This is a genomic window from Variovorax sp. DXTD-1, assembly GCF_003984625.1.
Lineage (GTDB): Bacteria > Pseudomonadota > Gammaproteobacteria > Burkholderiales > Burkholderiaceae_C > Variovorax.
Window position 1 is genome coordinate 48,195 of the sequence record NZ_RWKH01000029.1, and the last position, 17,275, is coordinate 65,469.

Sequence of the window (17,275 nt, forward strand, 5' to 3'; positions counted from 1 at the left end):
GGCGGCAAAGCTGCCGTTGCGCCCTTCTTACTCTTGCGATTCGCGCGGTGCGTACGGCTGCTCGCCGGCGGGGGCCTGCGGCTGCTCGTTGCGCGGCTGTTGCTGCTCGTTGTTGAAACGAGGCGCACGTTCGCCGCCGCGGTCACCACCACGGTCACCGCGGTCCGAACGTTCGCGACGATCGCCGCCACGATCACCACGGTCGCCGCCGCGGTCTTCACGCGGTGCGCGTTCCTGGAATTCCATGCCGGCCGGACGCTCGCTCAGGGCCTTCATGGACAGCTTGACGCGGCCCTTTTCGTCCGTCTCGAGAACCTTGACCTTGACGATCTGGCCTTCGCTCAGATAGTCGGTCACCTTCTCGACGCGTTCGTGCGCGATCTGGCTGATGTGCAGCAGGCCGTCCTTGCCGGGCAGCAGGTTGATGAGCGCGCCGAAGTCCAGGATCTTGGTGACCGGGCCTTCGTAGACCTTGCCGATTTCGACTTCGGCGGTGATCTGCTCGATGCGCTTCTTGGCCAGCTCTGCCTTTTCGGGGTCGGTCGAGGCGATGGTGATGGTGCCGTCTTCGTCGATGTTGATCGTCGTGCCGGTTTCTTCCTGCAGGCCGCGAATGACCGCGCCGCCCTTGCCGATCACGTCGCGGATCTTCTCGGGGTTGATCTTCAGCGTGGTCAGGCGCGGTGCGAACTGCGACACCTCGGTCTTGGCTTCGCCCATGGCTTCCTGCATCTTGCCGAGGATGTGCATGCGCGCTTCCTTGGCCTGGGCCAGTGCGACCTGCATGATTTCCTTGGTGATGCCCTGGATCTTGATGTCCATCTGCAGCGCCGTGATGCCGTTGGTCGTGCCGGCCACCTTGAAGTCCATGTCGCCCAGGTGATCTTCGTCGCCCAGGATGTCGGTCAGCACCGCAAAGCGGTTGTCTTCCTTGATCAGGCCCATGGCGATGCCGGCCACGTGCGCCTTCATCGGCACGCCGGCGTCCATCATCGAGAGGCAGCCGCCACAGACCGAAGCCATCGACGAGGAGCCGTTCGACTCGGTGATTTCCGACACCACGCGAATGGTGTACGGGAACTCTTCCTTGGTCGGCAGCACGGCGACGAGCGCCCGCTTGGCCAGGCGGCCGTGGCCGATTTCGCGGCGCTTGGTCGAGCCCATGCGGCCCACTTCACCGGTGGCGAAGGGAGGCATGTTGTAGTGGAACAGGAAGCGGTCTTCGTACTCGCCGGCCAGTGCGTCGATGCGCTGTGCGTCGCGTTCGGTGCCGAGCGTGGTGATGACCAGACCCTGCGTCTCGCCACGCGTGAACAGCGCCGAGCCGTGGGTACGCGGCAGCACGGAGTTGCGGATCTCGATGGGGCGCACGGTGCGCGTGTCGCGGCCGTCGATGCGGGGTTCGCCCGACAGAATCTGGCTGCGGACGATCTTCGATTCAATCGAGAACAGCAGGTCGTTGACCTTGCCGGCGTCGAAGGGTTCGCCGCTTTCTTTCAGCGTGTTCATCACGCTGGCATTGGCTTCGCGCAGGGCTTGCGTGCGGGCTTGCTTGCTGCGGATCTGATAGACGGCGCGCAGCTTTTCTTCGGCCAGGCTCTTGACCTTGGCAACGAAGGCTTCGTCTTCGGCCGGCGGCTGCCAGTCCCACACCGGCTTGCCGGCGTCGCGCACGAGTTCATGAATCGCGTTGATCGCGATGTTGGCTTGTTCGTGGCCGAACACCACGCCGCCCAGCATGATTTCTTCGCTGAGCTGCTGTGCTTCGGATTCGACCATCAGCACGGCGGCTTCGGTGCCTGCCACGACGAGGTCCATCTGCGAATCCTTGCGGGCGGTCTGGCCCGGATTCAGCACGTATTGGCCGTTGATGTAGCCCACGCGTGCAGCGCCGATCGGGCCGCTGAACGGAATGCCGGAAATCGACAGCGCGGCGCTCACGCCGATCATGGCGGCGATGTCGGCATCGACTTCGGGGTTGAGCGACAGCGTGTGGATGACCACGTGCACTTCGTTCAGGAAGCCTTCCGGGAACAGCGGGCGGATCGGACGGTCGATCAGGCGGCTGGTCAGGGTTTCGTGTTCGCTGGGCTTGGCTTCGCGCTTGAAGAAGCTGCCGGGGATCTTGCCCGCGGCATAGGTCTTCTCGATGTAGTCGACGGTCAGCGGGAAGAAATCCTGGCCGGGCTTGGCCGACTTGGAGGCCACCACGGTCGCCAGGACCACGGTTCCGTCGATGTCGACCACCACAGCGCCGCTGGCCTGGCGGGCGATTTCACCCGTTTCCATGACGACAGTCTTGTCGCCCCATTGGAAGGACTTGGTGACTTTGTTGAAGAGGCTCATGTTTGCTCCTGTTTTGATAGCGATTGACCTGTATTCATCACAGGTTTCGCAGGGACGGAGGCTTCTCAGAACACGATGCCATTCCAGCGAAGCTCGGCGGGAACTTCATTGGAATGACACAGCTTCGCTCTGTTTTGGCACTCCGAAAGTGGATCGCGAAGTAAAAAACGCCTGAGCTAGCGGACTAACCCAGGCGTTTTTTCATGCGATTCGATTTACTTGCGCAGACCCAGCTTGGCGATCAGCGCGGTGTAACGATCGGCGTCCTTGGACTTGAGGTAGTCCAGGAGCTTGCGGCGGCGGCTCACCATGCGCAGCAGGCCGCGACGGCCGTGGTGGTCCTTGGCGTGCGTCTTGAAGTGGGGGGTGAGCTCGTTGATACGGGCGGTCAGCAGTGCGACTTGCACTTCGGGGCTACCGGTATCGTTGGCGGCGCGGGCGTTGTCTTTGACGACTTCGGCCTTGATGGAGGCTGCGATCATGTTGAATTTCCTTGTTCCGGGATGTTTGACTTGCGGTAGGCACTGGAACTGCCCCTACCGTGCGCCTTGCGGCATGCAAAGCCTCGGGATTATAGCTTGCCCCGGGCTTGCGCGTTTACTGTCTGGATAGCCAGGTTTTCAGGCGCTCCACGCCCTGCACAAGGCGCTGGGGGTCCCTGGAAGCGAAGCACCAGCGCAGCCATCCCTGGGCTTCCGGGGCAAAGGCGTTGCCGGGGGCCAGGCCCAGGCCGGCCTCGACGACCAGGCGCTTGGCAAGTTCGAGCGAGTCGCCGAAGCCGTCGAGCCGGAAAAAGGCGTACATGCCGCCCTTGGCCGGGGCCACCTGCACACCGGGCAAGGCTTCCAGCAGCGGCACCAGGGTGTCCCGGCACTGTTTCAGGTGGGCGACCACGCGAGGAGTGATCTCGGCGGTGTGTTCGATGGCGGCGACGGCGGCGCGCTGGGTGAAGACGCTGGCGCACGAGGTGTTGAACTCGATCAGCTTGCCGATGCCCTCGACCAGCGCCGGCGGCAGCACCAGCCAGCCGAGGCGCCAACCGGTCATCAGGAAGCTCTTCGAGAAGCTGTGGGTCACCACCAGCCGGTCGTCGGGCCTCGAAATATCCAGGAAGCTCGGCGCGCAGCCATTGGGCGAGGGTTCGAAATACAGCCGCTCGTACACCTCGTCGGCCAGGATCCAGGTGCCGGTTTCGCGGCAGTGATCGAGCACGGCCTGCTGCTCTTCGCGCGTCATGGTCCAGCCGGTCGGGTTGTTGGGCGCGTTGACAATCAGCAGCTTGGTCTTCGGCGTGACCGCCTTGCGCAGCGCGGCCAGATCGAGCGTCCACTGCCCATTCGCGGGCACCAGCGACACCGTGCGCACCTTGGCTCCCAGGATTGCCGGCTGCGCCGTGAGGTTGGGCCACACGGGGGTGACCGCGACGACCTCGTCGCCCGCATCGACCAGCGCCTGCACCGCGAGCATCAGCGCGCTGACTCCGCCGGAGGTCACAGCGATGCGCGAAGCATCGACCTTGGGATGCAGCTTGCTGGTGTAGCCGGCGATCGCCTCGCGCAGCTCCGGCAGGCCGAGGTTGTGCGCGTAGAAGGTTTCGCCGCGCTGCAGGGAATCGATGGCCGCCTGGCGGATCACCTCGGGCGTGACCTCGTCGCTTTCGCCGAACCAGAAGGCGAGCACGTCGTCGCGGCCGAGCCCGGCATTGGCAACCTCGCGGATCTTGGAGGCTTCGAGGTTGTGGATGGCTTCACGCATGTCTTGGCTTTCTAGATTCTTTTCATTTTGCAGGTGGTCGGCAGTTCGGCACGTTCGGGTGCAATGGTCTTGATCACGCGAAAGCCGTAGCCCGAACCTTCGACATCGAACTGCACGCCCGGCTTGCCCTGTTTGTCCATCACGCCGACCACGAGCTGCTGCTGGAACTGATGGTCCGCCGCGCGCATGCGGCCGCGCTGCCCGTACAGGCTCACGTCGGCCTGCTCGAGCGCACGCGCCACGGCCACCGCATCGACACTGCCCGCGCGCTCGATCGATTGCGCCAGCGACTCCACGAGCAACTGCATGCGCATGTGCACGTAGTCGTCGGCCGGCTTCGGAAAGCGCGCGCGGAACGCGCGATAGAACGCCTCGGACTGCGCGGTCTGCACGTTGGGCAGCCAGTCGGCCACCGCGATCACGCGGCCGATGCCTGCATCGCCGATGGCGGCCGGCGCACCGAGCGCGTTGCCGTAGAAGGTATAGAAGGTGCCGTTGAAGCCACCCTCGCGCGCCGCCTTCACGAGCAGCGTGAGGTCGTTGCCCCAGTTGCCGGTGAACACCGCCTGCGCGCCGCTTGCAATGATCTTGCCGGCATACGGCGCGAAGTCCTTCACCCTGCCCATCGGGTGCAGTTCGTCCCCGACGATTTCCACATCGGGCCGCTGCACGCCGAGCTGGCGTTTCGTCTCGCGCAGCACCGCCTGGCCAAAGCTGTAGTCCTGGCCGATGAGGTACGCGCGCTTGAGCGTTGCATCGTCCTTCACCACGTCCATCAGCGCGGCCACGCGCATGTCGGCATGGGCATCGAAGCGAAAGTGCCAGAAGCTGCAGCGCTCGTTGGTGAGCACCGGATCGACCGCCGCGTAGTTGAGAAAGATCACGCGCCGCGAGGGATCGCGCTCGTTGTTCTTTTCGATGGCATCGACCAGCGCCGCGGCGGTGGCTGACGAATTGCCCTGCAGCACGATGCGCGCGCCGTCGTCCATGGCCGCGCGCAGCGCCGACAGCGCTTCTTCGTTCTGCCCCTTGCTGTCGTAGCGGTCGAGCTGCAGCGGCCGCGCGCCACCGGGCACACCCGGCAGCTTGATGCCGCCGCGCGCATTCACGCGCTCCACCGCCCACAGCAGATTGCGAAACACCGCTTCTCCGGTGTTGGCGAAGGGACCGCTCATGCTTTCGATCAACGCCAGGCGAATGGGCGCCGGTGGCGTTTGCGCCGCTGCGGCGAAGGGGGCCGCGCATAGCGCCAGCGCCGCAAATTTCAAGGCCTTGCGACGCCAAATAAAGGGGGGATTCATTGTCTTGAAACGGTTGCGGCCGCGCCTAGATGTGGTGGCAAGCGGCACTCAGCATTGAATGGCCGCGCAGTGTAAGGGACACACATTCTTGTCCCCATTGTGTTCATTCAGGAGTTCTTTCATGTTTTTCGCACCCGCCCTTCATACCGCCCGCTTTGCTCCGCGTTCGTATGACCGCGCCTTCCAGCGTTTCGTCAACGAAGCCTTTGCCGGCGTACGCAAGTCGCCGCTCGTTGAACAGGACGACAAGAGCTGGACGCTTTCCATCGATGTGCCCGGCCTTTCGCGCGAAGACCTCACCATCGGCATCGAGGGCACCGTGGTCCGCATCGACAGCAAGGCCGAAGCCAAGCGCCAGTTCAAGGCCGCGTACGAGCTGCCGCAAGACATCGACGTGAGCGCGAGCGAAGCCAAGCTCGAGAACGGCGTGCTCACGCTGAAGCTGGGCAAGCAAGTGCCGGTGAGCCGCATATCGGAGCTGCAGATCCACTGATCTTGCAATGCCCACGAGAGGAAAGTGTCGTTAACTATTGTTTTTGACTTTGAAGACGCTCCCTAATCACAATAGGGCAGTGAATAACGTCACATCATGTGACGTATTCACATTTATCTTCTTTTCTTCTTCGTGGGCGTCTCGCAAACGCACCGAATCGCTGACGGTGCGGATTCGGGTGCCCCATAAGGCACGCCATGATCACGCACCTCAAGTCAGCCAATGACAATGAACGGTCCGACACGCTCCTGGTATTCCTGCCCGGCGCCTATCTCAAACCCGACGAATTCGAACGCGAAGGCTTCATCAGCGCCGTGCGAGAGCGCCATCTGGCCGCCGACTCGCTGCTGGTGGACGCCGACGTTTCCTATTACTACGACCAGACGCTCAGCGACCGCCTGCATGCGGACGTCATCGAGCCGCAGCGCGCCAAGGGCTACAAGTCGATCTGGCTGGTGGGCATTTCCATCGGCGGCTTCGGCGCGCTGATCCACGAGTTGTCCAGGCCGGGCTCGGTCGACGGCATCGTCGCGTTGGCACCCTACCTGGGGCGGCGCGTTCTGGGCGCCGAAATCCACAAGGCCGGCGGCCTGCGCACCTGGCAGGCGCCCACCGGCCCGCAGCCCGACGAGGAAGTCGACCGCAAGCTGTGGCCCTGGTTCCAGCAATACCTGGAACCCCAAAGATCCAAGAACCTGCCGCAGCTCTACCTGGGGTTCGGCCTGAGCGACCGTTTTGCGAGCAATCACAAGCTGCTGGCGGATGCACTGCCCGAAGGCCGCGTGTTCACCACCGAAGGTGGCCACGACTGGCCGCAGTGGCGGCAGCTGTGGCGCAACATGCTCGACGTGCTGCCGGTGCCGTCGCTCGGCCGCGCCCAGCGCCCTGCTGCTACGCGGACACCTGCCCCGGCGCCTCGGATGCCATCAGCGAAGCCATGGGCCATCGCGGCTTGACGTCGAAGGCATAGCGCGCGCTGGCCTGCGCCAGACCCGACTGCAGCCGCATGGCGGCTGCCATCGCAATCATTGCGCCGTTGTCGGTGCACAGGTGCAGCTCGGGGTAGTGCACGCGTACACCGCGCCTGGCGCATGCAGCATTCAGCTGCTCACGCAGACTTCGATTTGCGCCCACGCCGCCCGCGACGACCAACCGCTTCAGGCCGGTCTGCCCCAGCGCGGCCAGCGACTTCTTCAGCAGCACCTCGACAATGGCCGCTTGCGTGGAAGCGGCCAGGTCGGCCTTGCTCGCCTCCAGCCCGGCGCCGAGCTTCTTGGCTTGCGTCAGCACCGCGGTCTTCAGCCCGGCGAATGAAAAGTCCAGGTCGCCGCTGTGCAGGAGCGGCCGCGGCAGCTTGAACGCCTCGGCATTGCCCTCTTCGGCCAGCTTGGCCAGCCACGGACCGCCCGGATACGGCAGGCCCATGAGCTTGGCGCTCTTGTCGAAAGCCTCGCCCGCGGCATCGTCGATGGTTTCGCCCAGCAGCTCATAGCGCCCCACGCCGTCGACCCGCATCAGTTGCGTGTGCCCGCCCGACACCAGCAGCGCCACAAACGGAAACTCCGGCGGATCCGCACTCAGGAAGGGCGACAGCAGGTGCCCCTCGAGGTGATGCACCCCGAGCACCGGCTTGCCGAGCGCCGCTCCCAGGGCGCAAGCCACGCCCGCGCCCACCAGCAAGGCCCCGGCAAGGCCCGGGCCGCGCGTGTAGGCGACCACATCGATGTCGGCCAGCGAGCGCCCGGCTTCTGCCATGACGGTTTCGGTCAGCGGCAGCACGCGGCGGATGTGGTCGCGGCTGGCGAGTTCGGGTACCACGCCGCCGTAGGCCTGGTGCATGGCGATCTGGCTGTGCAGCGCATGCGAGCGCAACAGCGGCAGCGCGTCGCCGTGCGATTCGACCAGCGCCACGCCGGTTTCGTCGCAGGAGGATTCGATTCCCAGAAGAAGCATCGAGAGGAGTGTAGGCGGCGCCGAATGTCCGTGCGGCACGGATGTTGCAGCAGGCCTTTTGCCTCCCCTTCCCCACCATGAAATCCGGACTGAGTTTTCTGATCGCCGCCAGAAAGTGCGAAATCGACGAGCTGGACCAGCTCGCGCGCACCAGCGACCTGGTCGGGCTGATCGCGCGGCTCGTTCATGCGCTGCAGCGGGAGCGCGGCATGTCCAACGTGTTTCTCGCCTCCCGCGGGGTCCGCTTCGCCGACCAGCGCGATCCGCAGATCGCCGAATGCCTGGCGCTCGAAGAGGAGGTGCGCGCCGGCTTCGACCAGCTCGAAACCGAAGGCCGCCCGGGCGCCACCGCGGGCAACAGCGCCCGGCTCTTCAGCCGCATTGCCTGGGTGCTTCCCGGTCTCGACGGCCTGCCCGCGCTGCGCCGCCGCGTCGGCGCGCTCGAACTGACGCCCGCGCAGGCCACCGCCGCCTTCGCGAAGCTCGTCGCCGGCTTGCTGGCGGTGGTGTTCGAAGCGGCCGACGGCGCGACCGACCCGGAAATCTCGCGCCTCCTCATCGCGATGTTCAATTTCATGCAGGGCAAGGAATTCGCCGGGCAGGAACGTGCTTTCGGCGCCTCGTCGCTGGCGCTGGGGCGCAGCGACGAGGCGCAGCGCCAGCAATGGCTGCATCTCATCGAACTGCAGGAGCGCTGCTTCCAGGTGTTTATCGATTTCTCGAGCAGCGGCGTGCTCGCGCTTTGGCATCAGGGCCAGTCCGACGCCGTCATGGCCGAGATCGAACGCCTGCGCCGCATGAGCGTGACCTCGGCCCAGGCAGCCTCGGCGGCCGCGCCCGATCCCCGGCTGAGCCAGGACTGGTTCGACTGCTGCACCCGCCGCATCGACGCCATGAAGACCGTCGAACACCGGCTGGCCGAAGACCTGCGCGAACTCTGCGCCCGCAAGATCGCGCAGGCGCGCGGCGAACTGCAGAAATACCAGCAAGTGCTCGGCACGCTCGCGCCGCAAGCCGAGGGCGCCCTCTTCTTCGACGACACAGGCGCGGAGGCCACGGCGCCGGCCCAGTACGGCCGGCACCTCGAGCGTTCGGTGCTCGACATGGTGCAAGAGCAGTCGCACCGGCTGCAGGCCATGAGCGAAGAGCTCGAAACCGTTCGCGCTTCGCTCCACGAGCGCAAGCTGGTCGAACGCGCCAAGGGCCTGCTGATGGCGCATCGCCGAATGAGCGAGAACGAAGCACACAAGATGCTGCTGCAGACCGCCATGAACCAGAAGCGCCGGCTCGTCGACGTGGCCGAGTCGATGCTCGCCATGGCCGACTACCTGCCCATCGAGGCGACATCCCGGCGCTGACGGCAGCTTGCGGGCGTTCGAAATGGTGCGGCGCACAACAATCGTGCATGACCCCGACTTTTCGCACTGGAGACCTTGCACGCACACGGCCAGTGGCTCTTTTGCTGCCTATTTGATAGCAAACGGCGGCAAACAAAGCTGGCACACAGTTTGCTGAAGTAGTACATGGACCCACGGGTCCCAGGCAGGCAGCACCCAACGGCGGGTGTTGCCCACCGAAATCGGACAAAGGCGTCCCCCATCCCGCAAGGGCTCGTTTTCGAGCAGCCCCTGCGCGGTGCGGGACGCCTTTTTGTTTTTTGTCTTCCTTTTGTTTGTTGTTCTTCAACCGGAGCCCGTCACATGACCGACCTGCTGAAAACCCGCCTCAGCCGCCGCCGCGTACTGCAAGCCGCCGCCATTGGCGCTGTGGGAATCGATCCCGCCCTGCGCGCCGCCGTCTGGGCCCAGGGCTCCGACAAGCCGGAAAAGGAGGAAGTGAAGATCGGCTTCATCCCGTTGACCGACTGCGCCAGCGTGGTGATGGCCTCGGTGCTCGGCATCGACAAGAAATACGGCGTGAAGATCGTGCCCAGCAAGGAAGCCAGCTGGGCCGGCGTGCGCGACAAGCTCTCCAACGGCGACCTGGACATGGCGCACGTGCTCTACGGCCTGGTCTACGGCATGCACCTGGGCCTGAGCGGCCCGAAGAAGGACATGGCCGTGCTCATGACCCTCAACAACAACGGCCAGGCCATCACGCTGTCGAAGAAGCTGGCCGACAAGGGCGCGGTGGACGCGGCCTCGCTCGCCAAGCTCATCGCGACCGAAAAGCGCGAATACACCTTTGCCCAGACCTTCCCCACGGGCACCCACGCGATGTGGCTCTATTACTGGCTGGCCTCGGCCGGCATCGACCCGTTCAAGGACGTCAAGAACATCACCGTGCCGCCTCCGCAGATGGTGGCCAACATGCGCGTGGGCAACATGGACGGCTACTGCGTGGGCGAGCCCTGGGGCCAGCGCGCGATCATGGACGGCATCGGCGTGACAGCCATCACGACGCAGGACATCTGGAAAGACCATCCGGAAAAAGTGCTCGGCACCACGGGCGACTTCGTCAAGAAGTACCCCAACACCGCGCGCGCCGTGACCGCGGCCATCATCGAAGCCGGCAAGTGGATCGACACGGGCCTACAGAACAAGAACAAGATGGCCGAAACCATCGCCGACAAGAGCTACGTGAACACCAGCGTGGACGCCATCAACCAGCGCATCCTGGGCCGCTACATCAACGGCATGGGCAAGAGCTGGGACGACCCCAACCACATGAAGTTCTACAACGGCGGCGCCGTGAGCTTCCCGTACCTGTCGGACGGCATGTGGTTTCTCACGCAGCACAAGCGCTGGGGCTTGCTGAAGGAGCATCCGGACTACCTGAAGGTGGCCACCGAGATCAACCGCATCGACATCTACAAGCAGGCCGCCGCCGCCACGCAAACGCCTGTGCCCAAGGACGTGCTGCGCACCAGCAAGCTGTTCGACGGCTCCGTGTGGGACGGCAAGGACCCGAAGAAATATGCCGACTCTTTCAAGATCCACGTCTGAGACGCCTGAGGAGAAACACACCATGGTCAGCGCTGTATTTCATTCGCCGATGGACGCATCTCTCCCTCTCCCGCGTGCGGGAGAGGGCCGGGGTGAGGGCGCTGCCCGCGCCGAAGCGGCCACCCTTCCCACCCCACTGCCCAAAGTGGAGAGGGAGCAAAAGCAACACACATCCATCGACCTGCGCGCCTTCTGGATGCGCGTGCTGCCGCCGCTCGCGGGCTTCGGCCTGCTGGTGCTGATCTGGGAGCTGGTCGCCATGAAGAGCACCACCGGCTTTCCGTCGCCGCTTGCCACCTGGCAGCAGGCGCTCACGGTGTTCAGCGATCCGTTCTACAGCAAGGGCCCGAACGACCAGGGCGTGGGCTGGAACGTGCTCTCGTCGCTGCAGCGCGTGGCATTGGGCTTCGGTCTCGCGGCCGCCGTCGGCATTCCGGCGGGCTTTGCCATCGGGCGCTTCGAGTTTCTTTCGCGCATGTTCAACCCGCTGATCAGCCTGCTGCGCCCCGTGTCGCCGCTGGCCTGGCTGCCCATCGGCCTGCTGGTGTTCAAGGGTGCCAACCCGGCCGCCATCTGGACCATCTTCATCTGCTCGATCTGGCCGATGGTGATCAACACCGCCGTGGGCGTACAACGGGTGCCGAGCGACTACATGAACGTGGCCAAGGTGCTCAACCTCAGCGAATGGAAAATCTTCACCAAGATTCTCTTCCCCGCCGTGCTGCCCTACATGCTGACCGGCGTTCGCCTGGCCGTGGGCACCGCCTGGCTGGTGATCGTTGCGGCCGAAATGCTCACCGGCGGCGTCGGCATCGGCTTCTGGGTGTGGGACGAGTGGAACAACCTCAACGTCGCCAACATCATCATCGCGATCTTCGTCATCGGCATCGTCGGCCTGGTGCTGGAGTTCGCGCTCATCAAGCTTGCAACCGCATTCACGTTCGAAGAGGTGAAGTCATGAGCCGCACGGCCGTTCCGAAGGCGAATACCGCAGCGCTGCTGCGCGGAGGTTTCCAATGAATGACGATTCCAAGTACATCGAGATCCACAACGTCGAGCAGCGTTTCAAGACCGCCAAGGGCAGCTTCCTCGCGCTGCAGGGCGTCAACCTGAACGTGGCCAAGGGCGAGTTCGTCACGCTGATCGGCCATTCGGGCTGCGGCAAGTCGACGCTGCTGAACCTGATTGCCGGCCTGACGACGCCCACGCAGGGCGTGCTTCTGTGCGCCAACCGCGAAATCAAGGGCCCCGGCCCCGAGCGCGCGGTGGTCTTCCAGAACCACTCGCTGCTGCCCTGGCTCACCTGCTTCGAGAACGTGTACCTCGCGGTCGAGCGCGTCTTTGCCGCCACCGAAGGCAAGGCGCAGTTGCGCGCACGCACCGATGCGGCGCTCGCAATGGTCGGCCTGACACCCGCCGCGCAAAAGCGCCCCGGCGAAATCTCGGGCGGCATGAAGCAGCGCGTGGGCATTGCGCGCGCTCTCTCGATGGAACCCAAGGTGCTGCTGATGGACGAACCCTTCGGCGCCCTGGACGCTCTCACGCGCGCCAAGCTGCAGGACGAACTGCTCGGCATCGTGCAGAAGACGCAGAGCACCGTCGTCATGGTCACGCACGACGTCGACGAAGCGGTGCTGCTGAGCGACCGCATCGTGATGCTCACCAACGGTCCGGCCGCCACCATCGGCGAAGTGCTGAAGGTCGACATCGCACGTCCGCGCAACCGCGTCGAACTGGCCGAAGACCCGACCTATGTGCACGCCCGCAAGGCCGTGATCGATTTTCTCTACACGCGCCAGGCGCACGTGGAGAAGGTTGCGGCCTGACACCGCCGGCACGGCACATCCGGAGTCAGGACATGATGACCTGCAGGCTGTGCTCGTACCAGGCGGTGAGCCGCTCGAAAGTGTCCACCAGCGCCTCGCTGGACCGCACCAGCGTTGCGCGGCCTTCGGGGCTGTCGAGCGCCTGCACGCCGCCCACCAGGCGCAGCCATTCGTCCCGCGCCGCCGCCAGCGCGGCACGGATCTCAGGTGAACTGAGCGGCGCGCGCTCCAGCTCCAGCAGCGCCGCCTCGAACTCGTTCATCGTCGGCAGCAGGCGTTCGCGCGAAGCACCCGCGGCAAGCGCCGAGGCCAGCAGCGCGTCCTTGGCCAGGCGCTGCGCTCGCATGCGCTGCCGCCCGCAAATGTTGACGATGCGCAGCGCACGCCGCGCGCCGGAGGCTTCGAGCGCATCGGTCAGCGCTTCTGCAGCGGCCAGCAGTTCGTCGCCACGCTTGTCGATGTCGGCCAGCGCCTGCGGCACCGCGCGCGCCGCCAGTGCGGCGGAAAGCCCGCTCCACGCCACCTGCACGTCGCCCAGCGCGCCCGCGCCGGGGGCCCCAAGCTCCAGGGTGGCCAGATGATCCAGGTTCTGCTGCACCCGCTCGACCGATTGCGTGCGCAAGACGCGCGCGCGCTGCACGTCGATGCCGGCAAGCATCTGCGCCGCGATCCGCACCAGCCGCTGCGACAGCATGCGCAGTTGCCCGGCGCGATTGATGGCATCGGCCCACTGGGCGGCCTCGATCATCGAGCGCGACACCTCGCCCAGCCGCAGGTTGGCATGCATGGCAGCGCCGCGGAGCAAGCCGAAGGCCTCGTCCTCGCCGATGCCGCGGGACGACATCAAGAGGCCCTTGGCGCGGTCGACCCATTTGCGTTCGTCCATGCGCGTGCGCAGGCCGTCGAGTTCGGTGCGCAGCGCCGCCTCGCGGTCCCGCCTGGCTTGCGCCAGCACCGTCAACGCGCGAAGCGAGCCGCCATCGAAAGCTTGCATCGGCAGCCATGCGTGCACGCCGAGCGCAACCAGCGTTTCGTGCTGCGCGCTGTCCAGCGGCGCGCTGACGAGGCTCAGCCCGCAAGGAGGCGCGCCCTTCCATTCGCCGACGGCATCGAGCAATGCCTGCAGCTGTTGCGCCGGTGCGGGCAGCCAAGCCACCGCCTGTTGCGGTGCAAGCGCACCCACCTTCTGCACCAGCGTGTGGCAGGTGACCCGCTCGACGGCAGCGACACCGGCGGTCGCGAGGGCCTGCTGGAGCGGCTCCGGCAGTGGCGCGGATTCGGCGAAATCATTGGGCAGGACGACAAGAAGGGACATCATGGAAAAGCGGTTGAAGGCACGGCAAGCATAGGCCACGCCCGCGCATTTGCGCAGGCACGTCTCTTGCATCGACACGGGTGCGGTGTAACGAAGCACCGCTTTGGTGAGGCTGCAGGCTCCTGCATCCATCCTGGCTGCGCAATGGCCGGGAAGCACCCCCACGCCGACAGCGTTCGCTGCCGGCATTCCGCCCCAACCCCGTCCGTCGACACGGCCCCTAAAAGGCTGCGCCGCGGCATTTCGCACGATTGAACGCCATGTCCAGTTTCAGGACCTTCTTGCACTCAGGCCACGGCCCGACGCTGTTCGCGGCCTTTCTGTACTTCTCGTTCTCCTGCTGCATCTGGGTGCTCAACGGCGCCATGGCGCCGTTCATCGGCGAGACCTTCGATCTTTCGCCCGCGCAAAAGGGCCTGATGCTGTCGGTGCCCATCATCGCGGGCGCGCTCATGCGGTTTCCGCTCGGCATCCTCTCGCAATACATCGGCCGCAAGAACGCCACGCTGGTCGAAATGGGCCTGATCGCGGTGGCCATGCTGTTCGGCTTCTTCTTCGTGAAGAGCTTCAACGACCTGCTGGCCATGGGTGTGCTGCTCGGCATTGCGGGCGCCAGCTTCGGCGTGGCGCTGTCGCTGGGTTCGGGCTGGTTTCCGCCGCAGCACAAGGGCCTGGCCATGGGCCTGGTGGGCGCCGGCAACGTGGGCACGGCGGTGTCGGTGCTGGTGGCGCCGCCGCTCGCGCAATGGCTCGGCTGGCAGGCGGTGTACGCCGTGGCGGCCGCCGCCATTCTGGTGCCGATGGTCGTGATGGTGCTGTTTGCCAAGGAGCCGCCCGACGTCGACAGCCACGCGAGCTTCCGCGAGCACATCGCCTGCCTGTTCGAGAAAGACGGCTGGGTGTTCAGCCTGATCTACGGCGTGACCTTCGGCGGCTTCATCGGGCTCATCACCTTCCTGCCCTCTTACTACTACGACCAGTTCGGCGTGAGCAAGGTGCAGGCGGGGCAACTCACCATGCTGGCGGCCTTCATGGGCGCGGCGGTGCGCATCGTCGGCGGGTGGATTTCCGACCGCTGGGGCGGCGTGAACACGCTCACGGTGGTGCTGCTGGTGGTGGCCGTCGGGCTGGTGCTGGTGGGCATCTCGTCGGCATCGCTCGCGCTCACCACGCTGCTGTTGATCTTGTGCTTTGCCGCCCTGGGCGCGGGCAACGGCGCGCTGTTCCAGCTGGTGCCGCTGCGCTGGCCCACCAGCACCGCGGTGGCCGGTTCGATGATCGGCGAAATCGGCGCGCTGGGTGGCGGCCTGGTGCCCAACGCCATGGGCCTGTCGAAGCAATACCTGGGCAGCTACGTGTGGGGCTTCGTGTTCTTCGGCGTGCTGTCGCTCGTCATGCTGGGCGTGATGCGCGTGATGCAGATCCGCTGGACCCGCACCTGGGCCGAAAAAGGTGGTCGTGCTCGCACGACCACCGTTTCGTCGCAGGCTAACTTCGCCTCCGGCGAAGTTAAGCGCGGAGCGCGGCCGTAGACAAAAAGGCATCCAATGAAGCGCGCGCCATCCCCTCTCTCAACGTGGCAAGAACAGCAGCCACACCACGAGCAGTGCGTTGAACAGCAGCGACACGGCGAGCGCGATCTTGTAGAGCGCGGCCGGGTCGCGGCGGATCAGCGGCGTGGCGGGCGGCGCACCCACCGGGCGGGAAGCGCCCCGCTCCAGGGCGAGCAGCATTTCCTCGGCGGTTTCGAAGCGTTCGCGCGGATCGCGGGCCACGGCCTTGCGCACCAGGTGGTCGAGCCACACGGGCACATCGGGCCGCAGGCGCGAAAGGGCGGCCGGGTCGCGCCGGTAGCGCGCCACCTGGTAGGGCTCGATCTCTCCGTAGGGCAAGTGTCCGCCGAGCCACTGGTACAGCGTGACGCCGAGCGCGAACAGGTCGCTGCCCGTGTCGGCGGGGGCGCCCTCCCATTGCTCGGGGTTGATGTAGCTGGGCGTGCCCGCATGCAGTTCGCGCTGGGCCGCGCCTTCGCGGCCCGACAACGCCACGCCCAGGTCGAGAATGCGCCAGCGGCCGTCGTCGCCCAGGTGCAGGTTGCCGGGCTTGATGTCGCGATGCACCACGCCGTGGCGATGCAGCCGACCCAGCGCCTTGGCCACTTCGATGGCCGCGGTGACCACCTCGGCCACCGCGCCGCGGGCGCCGGACTTGCGCATCTGCTCCAGCGTGCGTCCGCCGTGCCAGTCGAACACGATGTAGAGCGCGCTGGCGTTTTCTGCACGCTCGTGCACGCGCACGAATCCACCGCTTCCCACGCGCTGGCCCAGCCAGGCTTCGTGCGCGAGCATCGCGCGCTCCTGCGGGTCGCTGGCGCGCGAGGGATGCAGCGTCTTGAGCGCCACCAGTTCGCGCGTGGCGGCGTTGCGCGCCTGGTAGAGCAGGTGCACGCCGGTGTCGGCCACCAGCGCGGTGACCACGTAACCGTCGAGCACGTCGCCCACCTTCAGCAAGGGCGGCGGCGCCAGTCGGCGGCCGTCTCCGAGCTCGTCGTCCAGCTGCCGCGGATCGAGGCCGACGACGCGAATGACCAAGGCGGTCGCGTTGTCGCGTGTACCGGCCTCGAGAGCCGCGTTCACCAGCGCCTCGCTCGCCTGCTCGGCGCTGCCCTGCAAGGCGATAGCGGCCAGGCGCTGCGGCTTGAGCACGCCGTGCACGCCGTCGGAGGTGAGCACGAAGCAGTCGCCCACCCGCACATCTCCCTGCGCGTAGTCGACGCGCACTTGGTCGTCCAGGCCGATGGCGCGCGTCAAGCGGCTGCGCATGTCGGGATGCTCGAAGGCATGGTCCTGCGTCAGTGGCATGGCCGGCTCGCCGTCGGCGCGCACGCGCCATGCGCGCGTGTCGCCCACATGCGCGAGCGTGTAGCTCTGGCCGTGCAGCACCAGCGCCGTCAGCGTGGTGAGCGCGGTCGCGCTGCCCTGGCGCCGGCGGTTGTGATCGGCAAGCCAGGCGTTCTGCGCCGCCACCAGGCGGTCGAGCGCGGCGGTCGGCTCCCAGGTGGCAGGCGTCGCGAAGTAGTCCGCCAGCAAGCCCATCACGGTGGTCTGCGCCGCTTCCAGGCCGCGTCCGCCCGTGGACACACCGTCGGCAATGGCGGCAATGAGCCCGCGCGACTCGTCCCCCGGTGGTGCGTTGACGGCACCGGCAAAGTCTTCGTTCACTTCGCGCGGTCCGCGCTGGCTGCTGTAGCCGATGTCCACTTCAAAGCTCATGGCGCCATTCTCCATGTGCTTTCCACGCACTTTGCACGCGCACCGCGTGCTTCCTTTGCTTGAAACGTT

14 protein-coding genes are annotated in these 17,275 nt (G+C 65.9%); 7 read left to right on the forward strand and 7 right to left on the reverse strand.

Annotated elements, in window-relative coordinates; all coding sequences use genetic code 11:
* Positions 1-27: 27 nt before the first annotated feature.
* The 4 genes from pnp to EJI00_RS22705 form a co-directional block, all read right to left on the reverse strand.
* The gene (pnp, locus tag EJI00_RS22690; protein ID WP_126749734.1) at positions 28-2,346 is read right to left on the reverse strand and encodes a polyribonucleotide nucleotidyltransferase; all 2,319 of its coding nucleotides are present in this window, start codon (positions 2,344-2,346) and stop codon (positions 28-30) included.
* A 215-nt stretch (positions 2,347-2,561) separates the two neighbouring features.
* Positions 2,562-2,828 carry a 30S ribosomal protein S15 gene (gene rpsO, locus EJI00_RS22695; protein ID WP_007837783.1) on the reverse strand — a complete coding sequence of 89 codons (267 nt, stop codon included), beginning with the start codon at positions 2,826-2,828 and terminating at the stop codon, positions 2,562-2,564.
* Positions 2,829-2,943: 115 nt separating this feature from the next.
* Entirely contained in the window at positions 2,944-4,101 is a 1,158-nt protein-coding gene (locus EJI00_RS22700) for a pyridoxal phosphate-dependent aminotransferase (protein WP_126749735.1), read from the reverse strand.
* Between the two features lie 11 nt (positions 4,102-4,112).
* Entirely contained in the window at positions 4,113-5,402 is a 1,290-nt protein-coding gene (locus EJI00_RS22705; RefSeq protein ID WP_126749736.1) for a branched-chain amino acid ABC transporter substrate-binding protein, read from the reverse strand.
* A 121-nt stretch (positions 5,403-5,523) separates the two neighbouring features.
* Between EJI00_RS22705 and EJI00_RS22710 the strand changes: the two genes are divergently transcribed.
* Together EJI00_RS22710 and EJI00_RS22715 are read left to right on the forward strand one after the other, a co-directional pair.
* On the forward strand, positions 5,524-5,895 hold the full coding sequence (locus EJI00_RS22710) for an Hsp20/alpha crystallin family protein (protein ID WP_126749737.1): 372 nt from the start codon (positions 5,524-5,526) through the stop codon (positions 5,893-5,895).
* A gap of 197 nt (positions 5,896-6,092) precedes the next feature.
* Positions 6,093-6,851 (forward strand): alpha/beta hydrolase-fold protein, encoded by a 759-nt coding sequence (locus EJI00_RS22715; protein ID WP_126749738.1) that lies wholly within the window; start codon positions 6,093-6,095, stop codon positions 6,849-6,851.
* Here EJI00_RS22715 and tsaD read toward each other — a convergent pair.
* On the reverse strand, positions 6,787-7,848 hold the full coding sequence (gene tsaD / locus EJI00_RS22720; RefSeq protein WP_126749739.1) for a tRNA (adenosine(37)-N6)-threonylcarbamoyltransferase complex transferase subunit TsaD: 1,062 nt from the start codon (positions 7,846-7,848) through the stop codon (positions 6,787-6,789). The genes EJI00_RS22715 and tsaD overlap by 65 nt on opposite strands.
* Positions 7,849-7,925: 77 nt before the next feature.
* Here tsaD and EJI00_RS22725 point away from each other — a divergent pair, with 77 nt between their 5' ends.
* The 4 genes from EJI00_RS22725 (at position 7,926) to EJI00_RS22740 (ending at position 12,619) form a co-directional block, all read left to right on the forward strand.
* Positions 7,926-9,206 carry a nitrate regulatory protein gene (locus EJI00_RS22725; protein WP_126749740.1) on the forward strand — a complete coding sequence of 427 codons (1,281 nt, stop codon included), beginning with the start codon at positions 7,926-7,928 and terminating at the stop codon, positions 9,204-9,206.
* Positions 9,207-9,548: 342 nt separating this feature from the next.
* Complete coding sequence (locus EJI00_RS22730; protein ID WP_126749741.1) at positions 9,549-10,793, forward strand: CmpA/NrtA family ABC transporter substrate-binding protein; 1,245 nt, start codon at positions 9,549-9,551, stop codon at positions 10,791-10,793.
* A 22-nt stretch (positions 10,794-10,815) separates the two neighbouring features.
* Complete coding sequence (ntrB, locus tag EJI00_RS22735; RefSeq protein WP_126749742.1) at positions 10,816-11,754, forward strand: nitrate ABC transporter permease; 939 nt, start codon at positions 10,816-10,818, stop codon at positions 11,752-11,754.
* A 55-nt stretch (positions 11,755-11,809) separates the two neighbouring features.
* Positions 11,810-12,619 (forward strand): ABC transporter ATP-binding protein, encoded by an 810-nt coding sequence (locus EJI00_RS22740; protein ID WP_126749743.1) that lies wholly within the window; start codon positions 11,810-11,812, stop codon positions 12,617-12,619.
* A 25-nt stretch (positions 12,620-12,644) separates the two neighbouring features.
* On the opposite strand, the gene EJI00_RS22745 is transcribed toward EJI00_RS22740, so the two are convergent.
* Complete coding sequence (locus EJI00_RS22745) at positions 12,645-13,937, reverse strand: ANTAR domain-containing protein (RefSeq protein ID WP_126749744.1); 1,293 nt, start codon at positions 13,935-13,937, stop codon at positions 12,645-12,647.
* 257 nt (positions 13,938-14,194) lie between these two features.
* Between EJI00_RS22745 and EJI00_RS22750 the strand changes: the two genes are divergently transcribed.
* The gene (locus EJI00_RS22750) at positions 14,195-15,466 is read left to right on the forward strand and encodes an MFS transporter (RefSeq protein ID WP_126749745.1); all 1,272 of its coding nucleotides are present in this window, start codon (positions 14,195-14,197) and stop codon (positions 15,464-15,466) included.
* Between the two features lie 39 nt (positions 15,467-15,505).
* Here EJI00_RS22750 and EJI00_RS22755 read toward each other — a convergent pair whose 3' ends face one another.
* On the reverse strand, positions 15,506-17,206 hold the full coding sequence (locus tag EJI00_RS22755; RefSeq protein WP_126749746.1) for a bifunctional protein-serine/threonine kinase/phosphatase: 1,701 nt from the start codon (positions 17,204-17,206) through the stop codon (positions 15,506-15,508).
* Between the last annotated feature and the right edge of the window lie 69 nt (positions 17,207-17,275).

Coding starts and splice junctions, on each gene's coding strand:
- EJI00_RS22740 (WP_126749743.1), top strand. CDS start 11,810: ATGAATGACGATTCCAAGTACATCGAGATCCACAACGTCGAGCAGCGT.
- EJI00_RS22725 (WP_126749740.1), top strand. CDS start 7,926: ATGAAATCCGGACTGAGTTTTCTGATCGCCGCCAGAAAGTGCGAAATC.
- rpsO (WP_007837783.1), bottom strand. CDS start 2,828: ATGATCGCAGCCTCCATCAAGGCCGAAGTCGTCAAAGACAACGCCCGC.
- pnp (WP_126749734.1), bottom strand. CDS start 2,346: ATGAGCCTCTTCAACAAAGTCACCAAGTCCTTCCAATGGGGCGACAAG.
- EJI00_RS22710 (WP_126749737.1), top strand. CDS start 5,524: ATGTTTTTCGCACCCGCCCTTCATACCGCCCGCTTTGCTCCGCGTTCG.
- EJI00_RS22715 (WP_126749738.1), top strand. CDS start 6,093: ATGATCACGCACCTCAAGTCAGCCAATGACAATGAACGGTCCGACACG.
- EJI00_RS22705 (WP_126749736.1), bottom strand. CDS start 5,402: ATGAATCCCCCCTTTATTTGGCGTCGCAAGGCCTTGAAATTTGCGGCG.
- ntrB (WP_126749742.1), top strand. CDS start 10,816: ATGGTCAGCGCTGTATTTCATTCGCCGATGGACGCATCTCTCCCTCTC.
- EJI00_RS22700 (WP_126749735.1), bottom strand. CDS start 4,101: ATGCGTGAAGCCATCCACAACCTCGAAGCCTCCAAGATCCGCGAGGTT.
- EJI00_RS22755 (WP_126749746.1), bottom strand. CDS start 17,206: ATGAGCTTTGAAGTGGACATCGGCTACAGCAGCCAGCGCGGACCGCGC.
- EJI00_RS22745 (WP_126749744.1), bottom strand. CDS start 13,937: ATGATGTCCCTTCTTGTCGTCCTGCCCAATGATTTCGCCGAATCCGCG.
- EJI00_RS22730 (WP_126749741.1), top strand. CDS start 9,549: ATGACCGACCTGCTGAAAACCCGCCTCAGCCGCCGCCGCGTACTGCAA.
- tsaD (WP_126749739.1), bottom strand. CDS start 7,848: ATGCTTCTTCTGGGAATCGAATCCTCCTGCGACGAAACCGGCGTGGCG.
- EJI00_RS22750 (WP_126749745.1), top strand. CDS start 14,195: ATGTCCAGTTTCAGGACCTTCTTGCACTCAGGCCACGGCCCGACGCTG.